16 protein-coding genes and 1 pseudogene are annotated in these 20,071 nt (G+C 61.3%); 6 read left to right on the top strand and 11 right to left on the bottom strand.

The features are described from left to right. The 4 genes and pseudogenes from AWB74_RS32375 to AWB74_RS32390 all read right to left on the bottom strand — a co-directional run. A pseudogene (locus tag AWB74_RS32375) lies at positions 1–842 on the bottom strand (hypothetical protein); the annotation flags it as partial. 497 nt (positions 843–1,339) lie between these two features. Next, on the bottom strand, positions 1,340–2,518 hold the full coding sequence (locus AWB74_RS32380) for a transglutaminase domain-containing protein (protein WP_143749359.1): 1,179 nt from the start codon (positions 2,516–2,518) through the stop codon (positions 1,340–1,342). A gap of 273 nt (positions 2,519–2,791) precedes the next feature. Beyond that, positions 2,792–3,298 (bottom strand): lipocalin-like domain-containing protein, encoded by a 507-nt coding sequence (locus AWB74_RS32385; RefSeq protein ID WP_160110338.1) that lies wholly within the window; start codon positions 3,296–3,298, stop codon positions 2,792–2,794. A 102-nt stretch (positions 3,299–3,400) separates the two neighbouring features. Continuing rightward, on the bottom strand, positions 3,401–4,294 hold the full coding sequence (locus AWB74_RS32390; protein ID WP_061150700.1) for a LysR family transcriptional regulator: 894 nt from the start codon (positions 4,292–4,294) through the stop codon (positions 3,401–3,403). A gap of 139 nt (positions 4,295–4,433) precedes the next feature. Here AWB74_RS32390 and AWB74_RS32395 point away from each other — a divergent pair, with 139 nt between their 5' ends. The 6 genes from AWB74_RS32395 to lhpI all read left to right on the top strand — a co-directional run bounded on the left by AWB74_RS32395 (position 4,434) and on the right by lhpI (position 11,218). Beyond that, positions 4,434–5,177, top strand: coding sequence for an SDR family oxidoreductase (locus AWB74_RS32395; RefSeq protein ID WP_061150701.1), 744 nt, complete (start codon positions 4,434–4,436; stop codon positions 5,175–5,177). Positions 5,178–5,196: 19 nt separating this feature from the next. Then, positions 5,197–5,994, top strand: a complete 798-nt coding sequence (locus AWB74_RS32400; RefSeq protein ID WP_087039326.1) for a sugar phosphate isomerase/epimerase family protein — start codon at positions 5,197–5,199, stop codon at positions 5,992–5,994. Positions 5,995–6,033: 39 nt separating this feature from the next. Continuing rightward, positions 6,034–7,383: an MFS transporter gene (locus tag AWB74_RS32405; RefSeq protein ID WP_200822063.1), complete on the top strand. Its 1,350-nt coding sequence runs from the start codon at positions 6,034–6,036 to the stop codon at positions 7,381–7,383. A gap of 308 nt (positions 7,384–7,691) precedes the next feature. Continuing rightward, positions 7,692–8,870: a branched-chain amino acid ABC transporter substrate-binding protein gene (locus AWB74_RS32410; protein WP_061150703.1), complete on the top strand. Its 1,179-nt coding sequence runs from the start codon at positions 7,692–7,694 to the stop codon at positions 8,868–8,870. Positions 8,871–9,024: 154 nt separating this feature from the next. After that, complete coding sequence (locus AWB74_RS32415; RefSeq protein WP_061150704.1) at positions 9,025–10,269, top strand: NAD(P)/FAD-dependent oxidoreductase; 1,245 nt, start codon at positions 9,025–9,027, stop codon at positions 10,267–10,269. Positions 10,270–10,303: 34 nt separating this feature from the next. Further along, positions 10,304–11,218, top strand: coding sequence for a bifunctional Delta(1)-pyrroline-2-carboxylate/Delta(1)-piperideine-2-carboxylate reductase (lhpI, locus tag AWB74_RS32420; protein ID WP_061150705.1), 915 nt, complete (start codon positions 10,304–10,306; stop codon positions 11,216–11,218). A gap of 80 nt (positions 11,219–11,298) precedes the next feature. On the opposite strand, the gene AWB74_RS32425 is transcribed toward lhpI, so the two are convergent. The 7 genes from AWB74_RS32425 to AWB74_RS32455 all read right to left on the bottom strand — a co-directional run bounded on the left by AWB74_RS32425 (position 11,299) and on the right by AWB74_RS32455 (position 19,610). Then, positions 11,299–12,045: a FadR/GntR family transcriptional regulator gene (locus AWB74_RS32425; protein WP_061150706.1), complete on the bottom strand. Its 747-nt coding sequence runs from the start codon at positions 12,043–12,045 to the stop codon at positions 11,299–11,301. A gap of 182 nt (positions 12,046–12,227) precedes the next feature. Further along, positions 12,228–12,980, bottom strand: coding sequence for an SDR family NAD(P)-dependent oxidoreductase (locus AWB74_RS32430; RefSeq protein WP_061150707.1), 753 nt, complete (start codon positions 12,978–12,980; stop codon positions 12,228–12,230). A 24-nt stretch (positions 12,981–13,004) separates the two neighbouring features. Further along, the gene (locus AWB74_RS32435) at positions 13,005–13,748 is read right to left on the bottom strand and encodes an SDR family oxidoreductase (RefSeq protein WP_061150708.1); all 744 of its coding nucleotides are present in this window, start codon (positions 13,746–13,748) and stop codon (positions 13,005–13,007) included. Continuing rightward, on the bottom strand, positions 13,748–14,944 hold the full coding sequence (locus tag AWB74_RS32440; protein WP_061150709.1) for an NAD(P)/FAD-dependent oxidoreductase: 1,197 nt from the start codon (positions 14,942–14,944) through the stop codon (positions 13,748–13,750). Before AWB74_RS32440 ends, AWB74_RS32435 begins: the two co-directional genes overlap by 1 nt. Positions 14,945–14,981: 37 nt before the next feature. Continuing rightward, the gene (locus tag AWB74_RS32445; protein WP_061150710.1) at positions 14,982–15,812 is read right to left on the bottom strand and encodes an NAD-dependent epimerase/dehydratase family protein; all 831 of its coding nucleotides are present in this window, start codon (positions 15,810–15,812) and stop codon (positions 14,982–14,984) included. A 10-nt stretch (positions 15,813–15,822) separates the two neighbouring features. Further along, positions 15,823–17,505 carry a hydantoinase B/oxoprolinase family protein gene (locus AWB74_RS32450; RefSeq protein WP_061150711.1) on the bottom strand — a complete coding sequence of 561 codons (1,683 nt, stop codon included), beginning with the start codon at positions 17,503–17,505 and terminating at the stop codon, positions 15,823–15,825. A 5-nt stretch (positions 17,506–17,510) separates the two neighbouring features. Continuing rightward, on the bottom strand, positions 17,511–19,610 hold the full coding sequence (locus AWB74_RS32455; protein WP_061150712.1) for a hydantoinase/oxoprolinase family protein: 2,100 nt from the start codon (positions 19,608–19,610) through the stop codon (positions 17,511–17,513). Between the last annotated feature and the right edge of the window lie 461 nt (positions 19,611–20,071).

Below are 20,071 nucleotides of genomic sequence, written 5' to 3' on the forward strand. Positions count from 1 at the left end.
GCGTCGCGGCAGAAGAGGCGCTCCGCCGCCGGATTGATGAACTCGACGAACCCGGTCGGCCCCACCGAAATGACGGCCTCGCCGATCGAGCCGAGCGTGGCCTTTGCGCGCGCCTCGCTTCGTCTCAACGCGTGTTCCGAGGCGAGCCGCGCGGTGATGAAGCGTCGTGCGTACCAGACGGACAGGGACACGAGCAGCGCCGCGACCAGCACGTTGACGACGAAGAGCAGCAGCGCCGTCTTGCGGAACGCGACGCCGAGCACATCGGCGAAGGCGCGGGAGATCGGCGCGATGGCGGAGTTGATGTTCCAGATTTCGCCCGTCAGCGACTCGACCTCGTTTCGGCCCGAGGGGCCCGCAGCCTTGGCGACGCGAAGCTCGTTCGCTGCGGCGACGAGTTGTTCGACGAGCGCATCGCCGCGCGTCCAGTACGTGACTGCCTGTTCGAAGAAGCTGTCGCGGCGGAAGGTGCGGAAGACCCAGATCACCGAGCTCACGTCGGCGGGATCGACGCCGCTTTCGAGCAACGCCTGTCGTGCCGTGCCGAGATCGGATTGGGCGCTGTCGAGCGCAAGCCGTGCGCGCTTGAGATTGAGCGGAAATGCGATCGCGCTTTGATATTGGCGAAAGGCTTTTTCGTCGCCAGTCTGCGCGTAGCGGATCAGATAGAAGACCGCGTCCTTCTGGCCTTTCGACCACGTGCTTTCACCGCCGATGTAAGCCCGCACGGACGACATGATCGACAGGCTCGTCGCGACGAGCGCCAGCAGCGACGCAACGACTGCCACGAACGGCCACGTGGTCTTGAACAGTTGTCGATTGGTCTTCGATGCCGCTGGCATTTCGAGCCTGATAACGGTTTTAAGGGGCTAGCGACAAAACAATCTCGGCCTGCGAGAAACGTCTTCGGGAAGTAATCCGAACGGTCGTCTTTCGCAGAGAGTTTTCCGTCGTCTCTATTTCTAACGGCGCAAAGGAGATGAACTTGAGGCTCTAATCGAAACGATAGAAGCGCGGGTGGGAATCTTAACCGCAAGAAATGACAGGTTTGGCTTTGATAGTAAGAAAGAAACGCAGTGTTGTTTTATAACACCGGTAAATCCGCCTGCTCGCGACCGGTTCGATAAGAAGCCGGAAAATTGTTCCCAGGCCGAACGTGCGTGCTTTAGCGGGGTAGTGCGGCTGAGCAATCGAAAGAGACTGCGCTTTTCGGAGTTCGATATCTCGCGATTCGCGTTATCTGGAAATCCATGACGAGCTAATCTGCCTTTCAAAAATCCTTTCTATTTGATATCGGCCTGAAGACATATAACCGTCCGATTTGCGGATCAAAAAAATATCATCCCTTTGCCTCGCCGCTCGCATTGGTCAATTGCCATTTCGGAAAGACGCCCGACGAATCTATGCTCCACGATTGGCCTGCGTCGTCCGCGACGATCGTGCGAATGCCGCGCCGTTTGGAGACGTGCGGCCGGCGTGTGAAGACAGGCGTCTCGCGCTCGAATGACAGGCTGCCTAGCTCATTGAAAACGACGGCAAGCGGGCGCTCCGCCTGCCCGGACGCGTCGAGTGTCGCGACCGCGGGGCCGGAGGGCGCGTGCAGCACCGCGTCGGCGGGCTTGCGGCCGGCGAGGATCGCTGCGAGCCGCGCAGACGGGCCGGACTTGCTGGCGGTATCGACGGTGTCGACCGTGTCGGCGCGCACTGCGTCGTCGGACGCATCGCCGATGCGCTTGCGCACGGGAGGCGGCGGCGAATCGAGTGCCGCCGGCGCGGCCATGCCATCGGTCTGCACGACGAGCATCACGTGCCAGTCGTCGGGCGTGTTGTTGTAGCGGGGCGCGAGCAACACGAGGCGCAATTGCGACGCGTCGAAGCCCGCCTCGCGCAGCAGCAGGTACTTGGCCACCGCAAAGTCCTTGCAGACGCCGCTCTCGGCGAAGAAGCGCGCGGGCGGATAGTAGCTGCCGTCGGTGCCGTCGCGATAGCGGATTTCATTGATCAGGGCGTTGGCCAACATCAGCGCGGAATAATCGCCGGCCTTCGCGCGCGCGGCGCGTACCTGCGTCACGAGCCGATTCCAGCCTGCGGGCTTGTGCTGCTGATGCGCGCGCATCGCGTCGCGCAGACGCTGCACGCGCGATGCACCTTCGGCTGACTGTTCCGTTTCGCCTTCGGGCGACCTGGCCGCGAACATCAGGTCGCCGACCTGCGCAAGCTGGGGCCGCAACTTGCGATTCGCTTCCCACCACGTCGCGCCACGCAGCCGTTCGATGCCGGGATCGGTTGCGTCCTGCGTTGTTTCGGGAATGTCCTCGCGAGCGGATTCGGTCTGCGCGGCAGCCTGAATGATCGCTGCCGCGGGTGGCGTGGACTCGACGGCCGCCACGGCGGGCCGTACGATCGCGCCGCCCTGAATCGTCACCGAAGACGGCCCACTGCGCGACGTGCAGACGCTGCCGATCGCCGTGATCGCGACGATGCTGCACAGTAATCGACGATGCAATCGCCCGGACATACGATCCCCACGACTCGCTCAAGGTTGCCCGGCGTTTCAATACGGCGATGTCGGGCGTCCCCGAACACTGCACATGACGTGCCAATCGTCAGCGTGAACGTGGGGAAAACTGACGGACAGGCTATGGGCGGCGCGCGCGCCCGATTGTGCAGGGATGCGTGGGTGGACCGGCCGGGGAAGGATGGTGGCTCAGGTCCGACAGATTGCAGCGCACTGTCGTTCGGGACGCGACAGGTATTCGCCGAGTACGGTGGAGAAAAAGCGTTGCAGACCTCATTGCGGCTGCAAACTCTTCACCCTCTCGAACGTCAGGATACCTACGCCTTCGCGCCCGTCTACGGGACTCTTGTTCGGTTCGGTCTTGATCGTAAGCGTGTCGCCGTCGATAGCGTAGAACCGCACCTGGTCGCTTCCGATGCGCCTGCCGTCCCATTCGATGTCGATATGATGCACGACTTTGCCGGGCGACACGCTATACGTTCCGCCGTACGCGAGCATCGATTTATGAAGCCTGATTCGCTCTTCGTCGGAGGGCTCGCTCCGCGGCCGTGGCTGATCGCCGGATACGAAGAACGCGAGCATCCGGCCATCCGGCGAGTAGGTGAGATAGCCGTCAGGATGATCGCCGAGCTGGTTGTATCGCTCGCCGGTGCCACTGACTTCGCGCACGAACGACTTCAGGCGCCATGTTCCGAGCAACGGATTTGCATCGGCCCGGGCGAGCGTGGACAGGCACAGCATGATCAGCATGAACGCGCTCGCGACCATTCTTTTGTGCATGGCGTGCTCCTTCACGAATGAGCGAATCCGGCGCTGCGACGAATGCCGCATCAAGGCAGAGTAGAGCGCTTCGGCTGAAACCGCCATTCGATTTCAACGACGTCAATCAGGAACGAACGCGTCCGGAATCGCGCGCTGCAAGACGGTCGCCCGCCGATACACGGCCTGCATGAACACGCTCGCATTACGCGATGGCGGCGCAAAGCGCGAGTACACGAAGTGCGCCGTCAACTCGATGGCTTCGCGCAGCGGGCGAATGACCAGCGCGCTCCCTGTCGTAGCGAAGGTATCGACGATCGTCACGCCGAGTCCGCCCTCTACGAGTGCGAGCGCCTGATCCGCACGCATCACGTCGATCGTCGATTTCAGTTCGACACCCGCCTGCTGGCAGGCTTGCGCAATTACCGTCCCGAACGGAATGTCGCGCTTGAACAGCACGACTGGCTCGTCTGCCAGATCCGCAAGCGAAACGCTCGGCTGTGCTTCCAGCCGATGCCCCTTCGGCATGGCGCAGACCATGTTGCCGTACATGAACGGAACGTTTTCCAGATGCTCGTGCAGAACGGGCATGGCAGCGATGGCGACCTCCGCCTCCTTGCTCAGGAGTTCCATCGGCATATCGGCCATTAGCGTGGTCTGCCAGCTCACCGTCAGCGCCGGAAGCTTCCTCTTGAGTTCGACGAGTGCGGGCGCCACCACGCTCATCGCGAGCGAGGCGCTGCACGACACGCGCAGAAGACTCGACGGCCCGAGCGCCAGCGCATGGGCGAACTCATCGACGCGCACAGCCGCCTGATAAACCTGCTCGACTTCCCTGAAGAGCGCGTGCGCTTCCGCCGTGGGCACCAGCCGGCCTTTCGAGCGCTCGAAGAGGCGCAGGCCCAGTGTGGTCTCGACATGAGAAACCAGCTTGCTCACGGCGGGCTGCGAGACGAACAGCAGCTTCGACGCGGCATTGATCGAGCCGGTCAGCATGACCGCGCGAAAAACCTCCATGTGGCGAAGCTTGAAACGCACTGGATTCGTCCCGGCGATTAACCAAAAGTTATAGGTTATCGGACTTTCAGCATACGACAAACCGGGCGTTTGTCCCTAGTATCGGTTCATCGATTTTGAACGGATGGAGACAAGAAAGATGAACCAGTTGGACTTGCGCAATCGCGTATGCGTCGTGACAGGAGGCTCCGGCGCGATTGGCTATGCGATTGCCGAACGATTCGTCGCGTCGGGAGCGAAGGTCGTGCTTTGGGATATCGATGGCGCGGCCGCGCATGCGGCAGCCGAAAACGTCCGTGCCGTTTCGTCGGCTCAGGTGAATGTGACCGACGCCGCCAGTGTTGCCGCCGCCGCAAAGGCGGCCTTCGAACGCTTTGGTTCGATCGACGTTCTGATCAACGCCGCGGGCATCAACGGCCCGATCGGTCCCGTCGAAACGTATGCGATCGACGCCTGGCGGCAGGTCATCGACATCAATCTCACGGGCGTGTTCATCTGCTGCCGCGAGGTGCTGCCTTATCTGCGTCGTGCGCAGCATGGGCGAATCGTCAATCTGTCGTCGGTGGGCGGGAAAGAAGGCAATCCGAATCAGGGCGCCTACGGGGCATCGAAGGCCGGCGTGATCGCGTTGACCAAATCGTTGAGCAAGGAACTCGCGGATACGCAGATTCGCGTCAATTGCGTGACCCCTGCCGCCATCGAATCGGACATGCTCCGCAATATGACCGCCGACGCGCGCAACTTCGTGCTCGCCAAGATTCCGCTCGGACGCGCAGGCCGTCCCGACGAAGTCGCGTCGATGGTCGCGTGGCTGGCGACGGAAGAGTGCTCGTTCACCACCGGCGCCGCGTTCGATCTCACGGGCGGACGCGCCACCTACTGACCGGACGAGGCGCGACGCAATGAACCGGCTTTCCCTTTCTCATCTCACCGTGCTCGATGTCGGGCCGCCGCATCTGATATCGCTGGCAGCGCAAGCCGGCTTTCGGGCCGTCGGCATCCGGCTGTGTTCACCGATGCCGGGCGGCATTGCGTATCCGCTGCGTGCCGGAGCGCCTGAATTGCGCGACACCCTGCGGCTCATGAAAGCGCACGACGTTATCGTGTCCGACATCGAAGTGGTGCGCATCGCGCCTGACACACGCATCGACGACTACGTGCCCGCGTTCGAAGCGGGCGCGGAACTCGGCGCACGGCGCGTATGTATCAATATCGACGATGCGGATCGCGCGCGCGTCATCGACCGTCTTGCCGCGCTATGCGATCTGGCCCGGCCGTTCGGGCTCTCGCTCGACATCGAGTTCATGATCTGGCGACCGGTCGCACGACTCGAAGACGCAGTCGATATCGTCAAGGCGGTTCGCATGGACAACGCATTCGTGCTCGTCGATGCGCTGCATCTGTTCCGCTCGGGCGGCACAGTCGAAGCGGTCGCGGCGCTCGACCCCGCGTTGATCGGCAGCATCCAGCTCTGCGATGCGCCCATTGCATCGCCATCCCCTTCAGGGATCGTCGACGAGGCACGCAGCAATCGGCTGTTGCCCGGAGAAGGTCAGTTACCCTTATTGAAATTGCTCGCCGCGTCGCCGAAGGACGTGCCGCTGTCGGTGGAAGTGCCGCTCATCCGCGAGACGGATTCACTGAAGCGCGCGACGCTCGTTCGCCAGGCCACCGAGCAACTGCTTCAGCACAGAACCTAGCCAGTATCAGACCTTTCAGACAAAGAAACGGAGACAGACATGACGACAAACACGATGGAAAACCGCGCCGCGCCAGCGCTTGCACAGGCTGACAGCAGACGGCAGGCGAGAAAAGCCGCGATCGCCGGATGGATCGGCAGCGCGCTCGAATACTACGACTTCTTCATTTACGGCACGGTGGCCGCGCTGATCTTCCCGCGCATCTTTTTTCCTCCCGGCGACATGGCCGCCGCGACCCTCGCATCGATGGCGACTTTCGGCGTCGCCTATGCGGCCCGTCCACTCGGCTCATTTCTGATGGGTCACTACGGCGACCGTCTCGGTCGCAAAGTCGTGATGGTCGGCACGCTGCTGCTGATGGGCGTATCGACGTTTCTCGTCGGCTGCCTGCCGAGCTATCAAAGCGCGGGGATTCTCGCGCCCGCGTTGCTCGTCGTGCTGCGGATACTGCAAGGCATCTCCGCCGCGGGTGAGCAGGCCGGCGCCAATTCGATGTCGTTCGAACACGCACCCGCGAATCGTCGCGGCTATTACACGAGCTGGACGTTGAGCGGCACGCAAGGCGGTCAGGTGCTCGCACCAGCAGTCGTGCTGCCGCTTGCCGCCTTGCTGTCGGAAGATCAACTGCTGTCGTGGGGCTGGCGCGTGCCGTTCTGGTTGAGCGCGGCGGTCGTCATCGTCGGCTTCATCGTGCGTTCACGGCTCGAGGAAACGCCCGCTTTCCAGAGCGAGGCGTCACACGGCGAAGTTCCGCACGCTCCGCTCAGAACCCTCTTCACGACGTATCGGAAGGAATTGCTGCAAGTGTTCTTCGCGGCGCTGATCGCATCCATCGGGACGACGTTCGCCGTGTTCGCGTTGTCGTTCTCGCGCACGATGGAGCACCACATCAGCACGTCGACGATGCTGTGGACCGCCATCATCGGCAATCTGATCGCGGTTTTCACCATCCCTTTCTATGCGACGCTTTCCGACAGGATCGGCCGTCGCCCGGTGTTCATCGCGGGCAACGTGTTGTGTGCGATCGGCGCCGCAGTCTTTCTGTGGTCGATCACAACCGGAAGCGACGCGCTGGTGCTCGCAACGGGTGTCTTTCTCGGTGGCGTCGTGTACAGCATCACCAACGCAGTCTGGCCGGCGACTTATGCCGAGCGCTTTCCGACGCAAGTTCGACTTTCGGGCATGGCGATCGGCACTCAGTTCGGCTTCGCGGTCGCCGGATTCGCCCCGCTGATCGAAACCGCGCTGATCGGCAAGTTCGGCACCGCGCCGTGGGTGATGCCGGCCGCCTTCGCAGCGCTCGTGTGTCTGCTTTCCGCGGTTTCGATCTTCTCCATGAGAGAAACCTTCGACGTTCCGCTCGATCGTCTCGGACGGAAGGTGAGCTGAGAAAGCTGGCTGAAGCGACAGAACGCAACATCCAAAAAAGGCATGGGCGTACTTCACGTCGAATCGTGAAGTACGCCCTTAATCTTTTCTGCGCACCAAAACGGTGCCTTCCAATCTAGTGGGAAGTCCCGATCCGAATCCGGTTTTTGACTCATTGACATATGACGTCTCACCTAATATTTTGATGGTCATGCGCCACAGTTTTCCATGCGTCGCGCATCCCTGTGACGAACGCAGGGAAGCCACGGACCATCCGCAGACCGCCGCGGTCGAGGTCAGCCAACTTTTCAACGCGCCAGAGGTTTTAGATGAAATCCCCGCTCATGTTCAAGCCCTTCGTCGTCGCGTGCGCTTTCGCGGCCGGTGCCTCGCTCGCGGCTCCAAGCGCCTTTGCCGACGATGTCAATATCGGTCTTGCGGCCGGTCTCACCGGCTCCTCTGCGCACTATGGCGAAGACATCAAGCGCGGCGCCCAGCTTGCGATCGATGATGCGAACGCCAAAAAGCTGGTCATCGGCGGAAAGCCGGCGAACTTCGTGCTCGCAGTGGAAGACGATCAGGGCGATCCCCGGATCGGCGCTCAGGTCGCGCAAAAGCTGGTCGACGAGCACGTCGCGGGCGTCGTCGGCCATTTCAACTCCGGAACCAGCATTCCGGCATCCCGCATCTATCACGGCGCGGGAATCCCGATGGTGTCGCCCGCAGCAACGAACCCGACGCTCACGTCGCAGGGCTACGCGGACGTTTTCCGGTTGATCAATTCCGATGCGCAGATGGGGCAGCTCGCGGGCCGGTATGCCGTCGAGTCGCTGAAGTCCAAGAGCATTGCGGTGATGGACGACCGGACGGCATTCGGCCAGGGCATCGCCGACGAGTTCGTCAAAGGCGTGGAAAAGTCGGGCGGCAAGATCGCCATGCGCGAGTTCACGACCGACAAGGCGGTGGATTTTCGCGCGCAGCTGACGCACATCAAGTCGATCAATCCTGACGTCGTGTTCTGGGCAGGCCTCGATCAACAGGCCGCGACCATCGCAAAGCAAATGCGCGCGTTGGGCATCAAGGCAGTGCTGCTCGGCGGCGGCAGCTTCCAGAACGACACCTTCCTGCAAGTGGCCGGACCGCAGGCCTCGGACGGCGCGCTGTCATGGGGTTATGGCGCGCCGTTGACGGCGAGCCCGACCGGCAAGCAATTCGAAGACAGGATGAAATCGAAGTACGGCCAGGGCGTCGTTGCGTTTGCGCCGAATGCCTACGATGCGACGTGGGTGCTGATCCGCGCGATGCAGAAAGCGAATTCGACGGACCCGAAGGTCTACGGCTCGCAAATCAAATCGGTTTCGTTTCCGGGCGTCACGGGCGACGTCTCGTTCCAGGCCAACGGCGACCTGAAAGCGCCGGGCGCGACGCTCTACAAGGTCGAACAGGGCAAGTGGGTGCCGGTCGCACAAACCAACGGAGAGAAGATCGAGCCGCTGAAAACAAACTGAGATCCGACGCTAACAGGCGATTGGCAATAGAACCGCATCGCCGGCAACGGGATCATCGACCGTTGCCGGCATTGCTCTTTCAGACGGGCGAGCGACTCGGTGGTCCGGAGCGATTGATCGGCGCTCGAGTGTCGCTTGCTAACAGAATCGATATATGAAAGACGTACTGATCATTGGGGCCGGGCTGATCGGATGCTCGGCAGCATTGAATCTCGCGAAGAAGGGCTTCCGGGCGCAGATCTTCGACAGCGCCGCGCCTGGTTCCGGGTGCTCGTTCGGGAACGCGGGAATCATCGCTGTCGATCACGTGGCGCCGCTCGCCAGTCCCCAGACCGTCGCGGGCATCCCGCGAATGCTGTTGCAGCAGAACAGTCCGCTCCGGCTGAACACTCAGGGCATTCCCCGGATGACGCCGTGGATGTGGAAGTTCGTACGACAGGCATCGCCGTCGAACTATGCGCGCAACACCGTCTCGCTCGCGAGTCTCGTCACGGTCGCAAAAGCGGGCTGGCGGCGACTGCTCGAATCAGGAGAGATTCCGAAGGAGCTGTTCAGAGACATTGGCGCCCTCTACGTGTACGAGCAGCCCGAGGACCACAAGGCACGCCAGCAACTCATGGAAGTGCTCGACCGGTTCGGCGTGGAGCATCGTGAGTTGAACGCTGACGAGGTGCGAGCGAACTATCTCCCTTCGCTCAAGGCAAAGATCAGTCACGCCCGATACGTGCCCGGCATGTCATCCGTGACGAATCCGCACCGAATCGTTCAGAGCCTGTTCGAAGCGGCGCGCTCGGCGGGCGCCACTTTCAGTCAGGCCCGCGTCGAGGGACTTGTCCTGGAACGCGACGGCCGTGTGACCGTGCATGCCGGCGCCCGAACGACGACAGTCGACAAAGTGCTGGTCGCAGCGGGCGCGCTGTCGGCAAAACTGATCGAGCCTCTTGGAACCAAAGTCCCCTTGACCAACGAGCGTGGTTATCACGTCGAGCTCATGGAGCCTTCGAGCGATCAATTGAAAGTCCCCGTCAGCTTCGTTGAAGCGGGATTCACGTGCAACCCGATGAGCACCGGAATCCGATTGGCCGGCACCGTCGAATTCGGCGGCGGCGAGAAGCCCGACTGGCGGCGAGCGGACATGCTCGTCAAGGAATTCACACGCATGTTCTCCGGCGCAGCGCCGAAAGAATCGAGTCGATGGTTCGGGGATCGTCCGACGCTTCCCGATTACCTGCCCATGATCGACGAGGTGCCGACCGCGAGAAACGTATTCGTCGCGACGGGGCATCAGCATCTGGGGCTGACGCTCGCGCCCGTCACGGGCGAACTGGTCGCGCAAATGATAGCTGGTGCGCCGACAGCCGTTGACCTGAATCCGTTCAGAGCCGACCGCTTCGCGTGAAAAACCATCCGATTGTCTGAAGGAGTAGAAAGAAGTGGAAAACGTCAAAGTACTGGATAGCGCGACGACCGCGCGCATTCTCGATTACCGGGCGCTCGTCGACGCGCTGGAGATCGCAAGCCGTGAACTGGATCAGGGGCGCATCCACGTGCCGGTTCGTGTGAGCCTGCCGCTGGGGCGGGACGGTCAGTTTCTGACGATGCCGGCGAGTGCAAAGGACATCGCGATCCATAAACTCGTGAGCGTCAACTTCGATAACCTGCAGAAAGGTTTCCCGACGATCTTCAGTCTCGTGACGGTATGCGACGGTGAAACGGGCGAGCCGCAGTTCATTCTCGACGGACAGACGCTGACCGGGCGCCGTACCGCCGCGTTGTCGATGCTGGGTGTCCGTCTCCTGCATCCCGCGAAGCCGCAGACTTTTGCCATCGTGGGCACGGGGGTTCAGGCGCGCTATCACGCGCAAGCGATCATGGCGCTGTATCCCGAGGCACGCGTCTATGTGAAGGGCATCGACCCTGCATCGGAAATCGCCTTCCGCGATACGCTCAAGCTCGACGGCATCGACGTGTCTCCGACTGAAGGGAAAATACCGGAGGAAGTGGACACCGTCATCACGGTTACGACGAGCAGAAAGCCCGTCTATGACGAGGAAGCGAGAGCCGATCGACTGGTGATCGGCGCAGGTTCGTCGACCCCCGACGCGGCAGAACTGGCGCCGCGAACCGTGCGGGGCAGTCTCGTTTTCGTCGATAACCTCGCGGGCACGCGTGCCGAGGCGGGCGACCTGCTTCAGGCGGATGTCGACTGGGCGAAAGTGACCAGCCTCGGGTCAGTGGACGCCACGCGCATTCCAAAGGGCACGCCGATCCTGATGAAGGCGGTCGGATGCGGCGCCTGGGATCTGGCCGCGTGCCGGGTTGCTCGCGACGCATTGTCGAGTCGATAAGCGCTGCGCGACATGGAAGTGAAAAGGCCGTAGGGCACTCCTTTCGGAGGCGCTACGGCCTTTCGCTTTGCTCGGTACTTTTATTCGGCGCGACTGCTCGTGAGATTGTGATACCGCTCGAGGCTTTCGTTCAGGTGACGTCGCATCGCGCGTCTCGCCGCGGTCACGTCCTGTTGCTCGATCGCGGCGAGAATGTCGCCGTGTTCGCGCTGGATACGACGAATATACGTTCTGCGCTCTTTGGGATTGGCCTTGGCATGCTTGAGACGCAGATCGATGATGATCTCCTGTCCCATCGACCGAAGGATCGACGCGAAGTGCGGATTCTCCGAGCAAGTGGCAACGGCGAGATGGAACTCGAAGTCGGCCCGCGCGCATTCCGCATCGTCATCGACTGCGACGATTTCCATACGGGCATAGACTTCCTTCAGCGCGCGGAGATGAGCTTCTGATCGACGCTGAGCCGCATAGGCAGCGCATTCGGTTTCGACACCCGTGCGCAATTCGAGCACGTGCATCGAATTGTTCAGCGTAGTCGAGTCGATAAAGGCTGTACCTTCGCTATGACCGGGCGCCTCGGCAACGAAAACACCGACGCCATGACGCGCAATCAGGCGGCGCCCCAGTTTGAGAGAGGCCACGGCCTCGCGTATGACGGTCCGGCTCACGCCAAACTCGGAACACAGTTCAGGCTCGGTCGGCATCTTCGAACCGGGAGGGTAGTCGCCCCGATCGATCTTGTCGTTGAGTGCCTGAATCACGAGCTCAGTCAGGCTGCGACGTTTTCCGGAACTCGAAGCATTCTTCAGCAGGGTTTCAGCGTCCATTCCGAGTGCCTCACACCGGATTAATTAGAGCTCCGCAAAGTACGGTTGCGGATGGCCGCGCCAGCGAAAGCAGACGTTACGTCCGTCTGACTTCCGCCGTATGACATATTACGACTTTATCACAGCGAGCGCTGGCGCGTGGCTCTTGACGAGAAACAGTTCGATCAAGCCGGTGACATCCGTCAAGCGTAGATATAGCCGCCGCTGACGATGACGTTCTCGCCCGTCGCATAGGTATTGCGCGCACTGGCCATCATGACGACCCATTGAGCGATTTCTTCCGGTTCGGCAGCGCGACCCAGCGGATTGGCGGCGGCGAGTTCACCGAGAAAGCCCGCCTTCTTTGCCTTTTCCGTGGCAAAGCCTGCAGGGGCGACCGAGTTCACCAGAATGCCGTCCTTCGCGACCTCTTGCGCAAACGACTTGGTGAGACTCACGACGGCTGCCTTCGTCGCCGCGTAATGCGCGTTCTGCGGATGCGCCTTGAACGCGTCGACCGACGTGATATTCACGATCCGGCCAGCGATGTGGGCTTCGACCTTCGGACGGCTGCGCATGTGTTCGACTGCGGCGACCATCATGTGATACGTGCCCTTGATGTTCACCGCGTTCTCGAGATCCCAGTCGTCGTCCGAGATTTCGAGCAGGGCTTTGCGCGGATAGATCGCTGCGCTGTTGACCAGACAATCGACGCGTCCCAGTTCCTTCACGGCATTCTGAAAGGCTTCTTTCGCAAGACTTGCACGCGTGATGTCGCCTTCGACGCCGACGACGCGATGTCCTTCGCTCTTCAGCGACGCGACCGTTTCCGACAGCAGCGGCCCGTTCTTGTCGATGAGCGCGATGCTTTCGACGCCGTCCGCGAGCATCAGCTTCGCAATGCTCAATCCGAGGCCGGTTGCGCCTCCCACAATCACTACTCTCTGATTCTTCATCTGAGTCTCGAATAAAGGGGTTCGTCAGGACTTGACCGAAACGATCTGCGAGCCACCGGGGGCTTGATCGGTCGGGAAAACTTCGAGCCGCGCGACGTCCACGGCTTCGGGAAGTCTGAGCGCCGTCGAAATAAGCTCGGCAATATCTTCGGGCTGAATCGAGCGATACGCTTCGTAAAGCTTCTCGTTGGCGCCTTGCTCGCCCAGAGCGCTTCGATAGAGGTTGGTCTGAACACGACCGGGAGCCAGTTCGGTCACACGCACCTTGGTTCCCAGCAGGTCACAGCGCAACGAGTCGCAAAACATGCTGATGGCCGCTTTGGTTGCGCCATAGACCGCCGTGTTCGGATGCGGGAATCGCCCCGCGCTCGACCCGATAAAAAACAGATGGCCGCGGCCGCGCTCGACCATGCCTGCCAGCGCCATGTGCGCGAGCCGGAGCGGGGCGCGTAAGTTAATGTCGATCATGTTGTCGACATCGTCCGGACTGCTTTCGTTGAACTTGGCGATGGCCGGCAACAGTCCCGCGTTGTTCACGACGACGTCGATCTCGGTTCGTTCGAAGACTCCGCGAAGCGGAGACGGGTCGCGCAAATCGAGTGCGATCGGCGTGATATTGCCAACGGCTGCGAGCGAATCGAGCGCGCTCGCGTCGCGGCCGACGGCGTAGACGTGCAGACCGTCTTTCACGAGACGCGTCGCAATGGCCCGTCCGATGCCGCTGGACGCGCCGGTGACTACTGCGTTTCGATACCTGAGTGTGTTCATCAGATGACACCTTCTTCAAGGAAGGGCTTGTTCTCGACCACACGCTCGTATCCGAGCGGCGAAAGGTCGAGCGCCCGGTACTGTCCATAGACGATCAGCTCGCTCAAGCCTCGGCCGACCGCGGGCGACTGCTGCAAACCGTGTCCGCTGAATCCATTGGCGAACAGGAAGTTGTTCACTTCCGGGTGCGGTCCGACGATCGCGTTATGGTCGAGCATGCAGAAATCGTAGTGGCCTGCCCACGAACTGACGACCTTGATCGCTTCGAAGGCCGGAACGCGTTCAGCGAGCGCGGGCCAGATCATCTCTTCGAATTCGGAATGGATGACGTCGAAATCATCCACGTCTGCGAGCGGGTCGGGTTCCGGATAACAGCCCGTCAGATAGTATTTACCTTCGGGGCGGAAGAAGATGCCCGTCGTGTCGATAGTGAGCGGCACCGTGCCTTCCAGCGGCGTGCGGCAATCGAAGACGAAGAGACAGCGCTTTCTCGGCTCGACCGGAATGTCCAGTCCCGCCTTGCGCGCCATCGCGGGGCCGCGTGTGCCCGCTGCGTTGACCAGCACGCCGCAACCGATCTCCTCACCGCTCTTCAAAACGATGCCGGTGATCTTCGAACCCTCGCGGCGGATATCGACGACTTCATTCTCGATGTACTCCGCGCCCAGCGAGCGCGCCTTCTTGCGCATGCCTTGAAGCAGGCCGTAGCTGTCGAACCAGCCTTCGCCTGTTTGCCCGTACACGCCGTTGACGAGACCGTCGATGTTGAGCCACGGAAAACGCGCGGCAAGCTTCTCCGGGTCGAGCAAAACGACGTCCGCGCCGTTCTCGCGCTGCGTTTCATAGTTGCGCTCGAACATCGGCGCACCTTTCGCATCGCCCAGATAGAGGTATCCGTTCTCCTTGAAACCGAGTTCCGGTGCATCGCCGTCGACCGCGACGAGTTCATGAAAGTTGCGAATGAACTCGGTCCCGAACTGCGAGATTTTGATGTTCAACGGATTCGAGAACTGATGCCGGATCGAGGCGCTCGACAGAGCGGTCGCGGACTGCGCATAAGACCAGTCGCGCTCCACGACGAGTATCGAACCCGTGAAGTCGGGGTTTTGCTTGAGGAAATATGCGGTCGCACTTCCCACCACGGCGCCACCCACAATGACGACGTCATAGTGGGATTTCTGTGCTTGCTGTGCCATCTTTGCTGTCCAGAAAAGACGTTGGGAGACGAGCCGGTCAGTTCGTTTTCGGGTCTTCGAAATGACCGTCCGCCGCGAACTTGCCGCCCTGATATTTGACGGCCGGGTCAAGGGGATCGGGCATGGGCGTGTTCGCATAGACTTCCGCGGCGTATTCGTCGGCGGAGTCTTGCGGGTGATAGCCCAGATAACCGACTGCCGTGTTGTCCCAGAAGTTGGCGCTGTTCTTCGAGTTCCCGTAGACGATCATATGTCCGACGCTCGGCGTCAACAGGGAGCGCACGCACATGCGCGTGAAGTCATCGTAGGAGAGCCACGTCGCGAGCATGCGGCGGTCGGTCGGCTTCGGAAAGCACGAGCCGATACGCAGACACACGGACTCGATGCCGAACTTGTCGAAGTAATAGCGCGAGAGGTTTTCGACGAAGGTCTTGCTCACGCCGTAAAGGCTGTCGGGCCGCTGCGGCACGTTCGAATCGATCGTCTGCGTGCACTCGTAAAAACCGATCGCATGAACCGAACTTGCATAGATCACGCGCTTCACGCCGGCCTGACGAGCGCCTTCGTAAATGTTGTAGCTTCCGACGATGTTCGAATCGAGGATCACCTGGAAGGTATTCTCACGCGGAGCGCCGCCCATGTGAATGACCATGTCCACGCCCTTGAGCATCTCGAACACGGCATCGCGATCGGCGAGGTCGCAGATGAAGTGCTTTTCGTTCTCGCGTACTTCACCGAGCGATTGCCGGCCATGCAAGCTGAGTGTCTCGGCGTAAGGACGAAGCGACTCCCGCAGCACGGAACCCAAAGCGCCGCCGGCGCCGGTGATCAGGATGTTCTTTAACGGGGGCTTGATAACGTCGGTCATGCCTGACTCCTTATTGTTTGGTCGATGCGGTCAGGGCGTCCAGCGTGACGCCGTAGTCCGCGCGCAGTTGCGCCTCAGAGATATATTCGTTGCGCACATCGCGAAGCAATGCTTCCTTCGAACGCTGTTCCGGCGCGCCGACACCGCCTCCGCCAGGCAAAGACAGCGTGACGCGCTGATGCTCGCCGACCGCTGGCGTGCCTTTGCCGCGCATCTTCGTGCCGTCCGAGAGCGTGACCGCGCCGGCTTCGCCCGACTTGCCGCCGGACTGACCACGCGCCGGATGGTCGATACGGTCGAACATCGCATTGAAGCGGAAGTGATAACCCGAGCGCGGTCCGATTTCGACGATCTGACCGAGGCCGCCGCGATGCTCGCCTGCACCGCCCGAACCCGAACGCATCTCCTTGCGCCAGACGACGATCGGCCCGACTTGTTCCGTGGCCTCGACCGACATCGCGTGCACGCCGCTCGGGAACGCCGTCGCCGAGAGTCCGTCGAGTTCGGGACGCGCGCCCGTGCCCCCGCTGTTGAACATGAGGATTTCGCTGCCCTTGAGTCCGGAACCTTCCTGAACCGGGCGTGCGCTGACGTGCAGATTCCACAGCGCGCCCGAGCCTTCGGCAGGCGCGCGATTCGGCACGACCTTGTGAAGCGCGCCCAGCACCAGATCAGGAACGAAGTGGCCGAGAACGTGACGAACCGCCACCGGGCTCGGATGCTGTGCATTCAGGATGCAGCCCTCGGGCGCCTGAACCTTGAACGGTTCGAGAGACGCGGCATTGTTCGGCACTTCCGGCGCGATGATGCACTTGAGGCCATAGCACGCATACGCTTTCGCGTAGAGCAGAGGCACGTTGATGCCGAACGGACTGGCCGGCGACGAGCCTGCGAAGTCGGCGAGCAGATGATCGTCAGCCACCGTCAGCGTGACGTTGAGCTTGACCGGCGTGTCGTAGCCGTCGAGCGTCATTTCGTTCGTCTGCGTTTCTTTCGGCAGTGCGGCGATACGCTCGAGTGTGGCCTCGCGGCTGCGTGCGAGGATGAACTCGCCGATGCCTTCGACGTCCTTCAGCTCGAACTCCTTGAGCATCTCGATGAGCCGCTTGTGGCCGGTCTCATTGCAGGAGGCGAGCGCGTACAGATCGCCCACGACCTTGTCGGCTTCGCGCACGTTGTGGCGCAGGATGTTGACCAGGTCGCGATTTACTTCGCCGCGCTCGATGAACTTCATGATCGGCACGAACAGACCTTCTTCGTACACTTCGCGCGAGTCCGGGCCGAAACCGCGACCGCCGATATCGACCACATGCGCCGTGCTGGCGAAATAGCCGATCAGCTCGCCGTTATGAAACGAAGGCGAGACGACCGTGAAGTCATGCAGGTGACCGGTGCCTTTCCACGGATCGTTGGTCAGATAGACATCGCCTTCGTACATGCGCTCCACGCCGATATCGGTCATGAAGTGTTCGACCGCTTCGGCCATCGTGTTCACGTGGCCCGGCGTGCCCGTCACTGCCTGGGCGAGCATGCGTCCGCGCTTGTCGAAGATGCCTGCGGACAAGTCGCCCGCTTCGCGCACGCTGGTGCTGAACGCGGTGCGAATCAGGGCCATCGCCTGTTCTTCGACCACGGAGATCAGACGGTTCCACATGACCTGCATGTGAATGGTGTCGAGATTGCTCAATGACATAACCTTTACTCCTGATGTGCAGATTCTTTGGATACCGCGAGCAGACAGCCATCGGGCTGCACCGTCGCAGTGAACGACGAGGTCACCAGCGTCGACGTTTCCGGCTCGACGATGATGGCGGGGCCGCTCACGCTCTCGCCGACCTTGAGCGTTGCGCGCTCGACGATCGCCGCCTCCACGAACTTGCTCAGCGCGGCGTCGAAAATCTTGCGGGTCTTCTGCACCTTCGCGGCGTCGCGCGACGTGACCATTTGCAGACGTTCGACAGGCGGCAGCGGCGAGCTCGCCTTGACCGCCCAACTGACGATCTCGATATCCAGGCCATCGATCGGGCGGCCGAAGAATTGTGTGTAGGACTTCGTGAACGCTTCGGCGAAGTTGATGCGATCATCGGCCGTGAAGCGCCGATGCGGAATCGCCACGGGAATTTCCCAGCCTTGCCCGACATAGCGCATGAAGGTCTTGATCTCGACCACAGGCTCCGCTTCACCCGATCCCTGCCGCGCGAAATGAAGCGCCTCTTCGCGCAACTGATCGACGATCTCGTTGAGCGCATCGGCATCGAAATCGGCGAAGCGCATGCTCGCGCTGCGAACGCTTTCATAGCCGAACGGCGCGCGCAGGAAACCAATCGCCGAACCGACGCCCGCACCGGGCGGAACGATGAACTTCTTGATGCCGCTCTTTTCGCACAGGCGCGCGGCGTGCAGAGGGCCGGCGCCGCCGAACGTAATCATCGTGTAGTCGCCGATGTCCTTGCCGCTTTCGACCGCATGAACGCGAGCCGCGTTGCTCATGTTTTCGTCGACGACTTCCGCCACGCCGTAGGCCGTTTCCTCGGGGCTGAGGTTGATCGCCCCGCCGACTTCCGCGACCATCGCGTTCGCCGCGTTATCGCTAGACAGGGGGATGGTGCCGCCCGCGAAGTTCGCGGGGTCGAGGCGGCCCAGCAGCAAGTCGGCGTCGGTGACGGTCGGCTGCGTGCCGCCGCGTTGATAGCACGCCGGACCCGGCTCGGACGCGGCGCTGTGCGGACCGACCCGGATTTGGCGCATGACGTCCATTGAAGCGATCGAACCGCCGCCTGCGCCGATTTCGACCATCTCCACGACGGGAATCGAAATCGGCATGCCGCTGCCTTTCTTGAAGCGATAAGTACGCGCCACTTCGAAGGTGTTCGCCGTTTTGGGCGTGAGATCGTCGATCAGGCAGATCTTGGCCGTGGTGCCGCCCATGTCGAAGGAGAGCACGGTGTTCAGGTCATAGCGGGCAGCGATGTGCGCCGCGAAGATCGCGCCGCCCGCCGGACCCGACTCCACCAGACGAACCGGAAACTCCGACGCGCTCTCGACCGACACGATGCCGCCGCCCGAGTGAATGATGAAGATGGGGCAGACCGCGCCCGCGTCGCGCACCTTGCCGAGCAAGCGGTCCAGATACGACTTCATGATGGGCCGAACATAGGCGTTCGCGCAGACCGTGTTGAAGCGCTCGAACTCACGAATCTGCGGCGACACTTCGCTCGAAATCGACACGGAAACGTTCGGCAGGCGCTTCAGGATGGCGTCGCGCATCATGCGCTCGTGCACGCCATTCGCGTACGCGTGAATAAAGCCGACCGCGACGCTCTCGAATCCACCCTTTTCGATGCGATCGACGACAGCTTCGATTTGCGCTTCAGTCGGGGCGAGCAACACGCCGCCTTGGGCATCGATACGCTCGCTGAGCGTGAAACGGTCCGCGCGCTCGATGAGGGGAGGGGGCAGCTTGATGTTCAAATCGTACTGCTCGAAGCGGTTTTCGGTCCGCATCTCGATCGTGTCACGGAAGCCTTCCGTCGTGACGAAAGCCGTCTTCGCGCCGCGACGCTCGATCAGGGCGTTCGTCGCGAGCGTCGTGCCGTGAATGATGACGCCGATGTCCTTCAGCGCGATACCAGCCTTGTCCGCAACGATGCCGATGCCTTTGATGATGGCGCGCTCGGGCGCCTCGTAATCCGTCAGCACCTTGGTGGAAAAGAGCGCTCCACCGAGTTCCAGCGCGACGTCGGTAAAAGTCCCGCCGATGTCGACACCCACTCGTGCTTTATCGTGACTGGCCACCATGACTCTCCTTGTAAACCATGATATGCGCCGAGCACCGCTCAGCGCGTTTTCCCGATGACGAACAAATCGTTCGAAGGCGTGGCGCAGGGACGACTCGGCCTCTTTCCACACCCTCTGTTCCTGCTCTTGCCGTCTCTATTTTTTGCTCGTTGACATATGATGAGTGACGTCATAAAGTGATGTCAAGCCAAACAAATTAAAAAGATCTTTGAGAGCATTCTTCTCCAATCTTTCGCTTGCGTAAAGCACTGTTTTATAAGGATTAACGCGAACGGAATCGAAGAAATCTGGTCTGTTCGAAGCTGCATCTAGGTAACTTCACCGATTGGCGCAAAACTCGCGAAAAATTAATTTTCCCCGTGTTTTTTGATCGAAGCGGGGGCGCGGAAGAGGCGGGGCGGTCAGCCCGAATCTGCATGCGCCGTTTTGATGTGTCGTCGGGCCGGCGATTCGCCAGTCCG

Origin of the sequence: Caballeronia arvi, from assembly GCF_001544695.2 — a bacterium.
GTDB classification, from domain to species: Bacteria; Pseudomonadota; Gammaproteobacteria; order Burkholderiales; family Burkholderiaceae; genus Caballeronia; species Caballeronia arvi.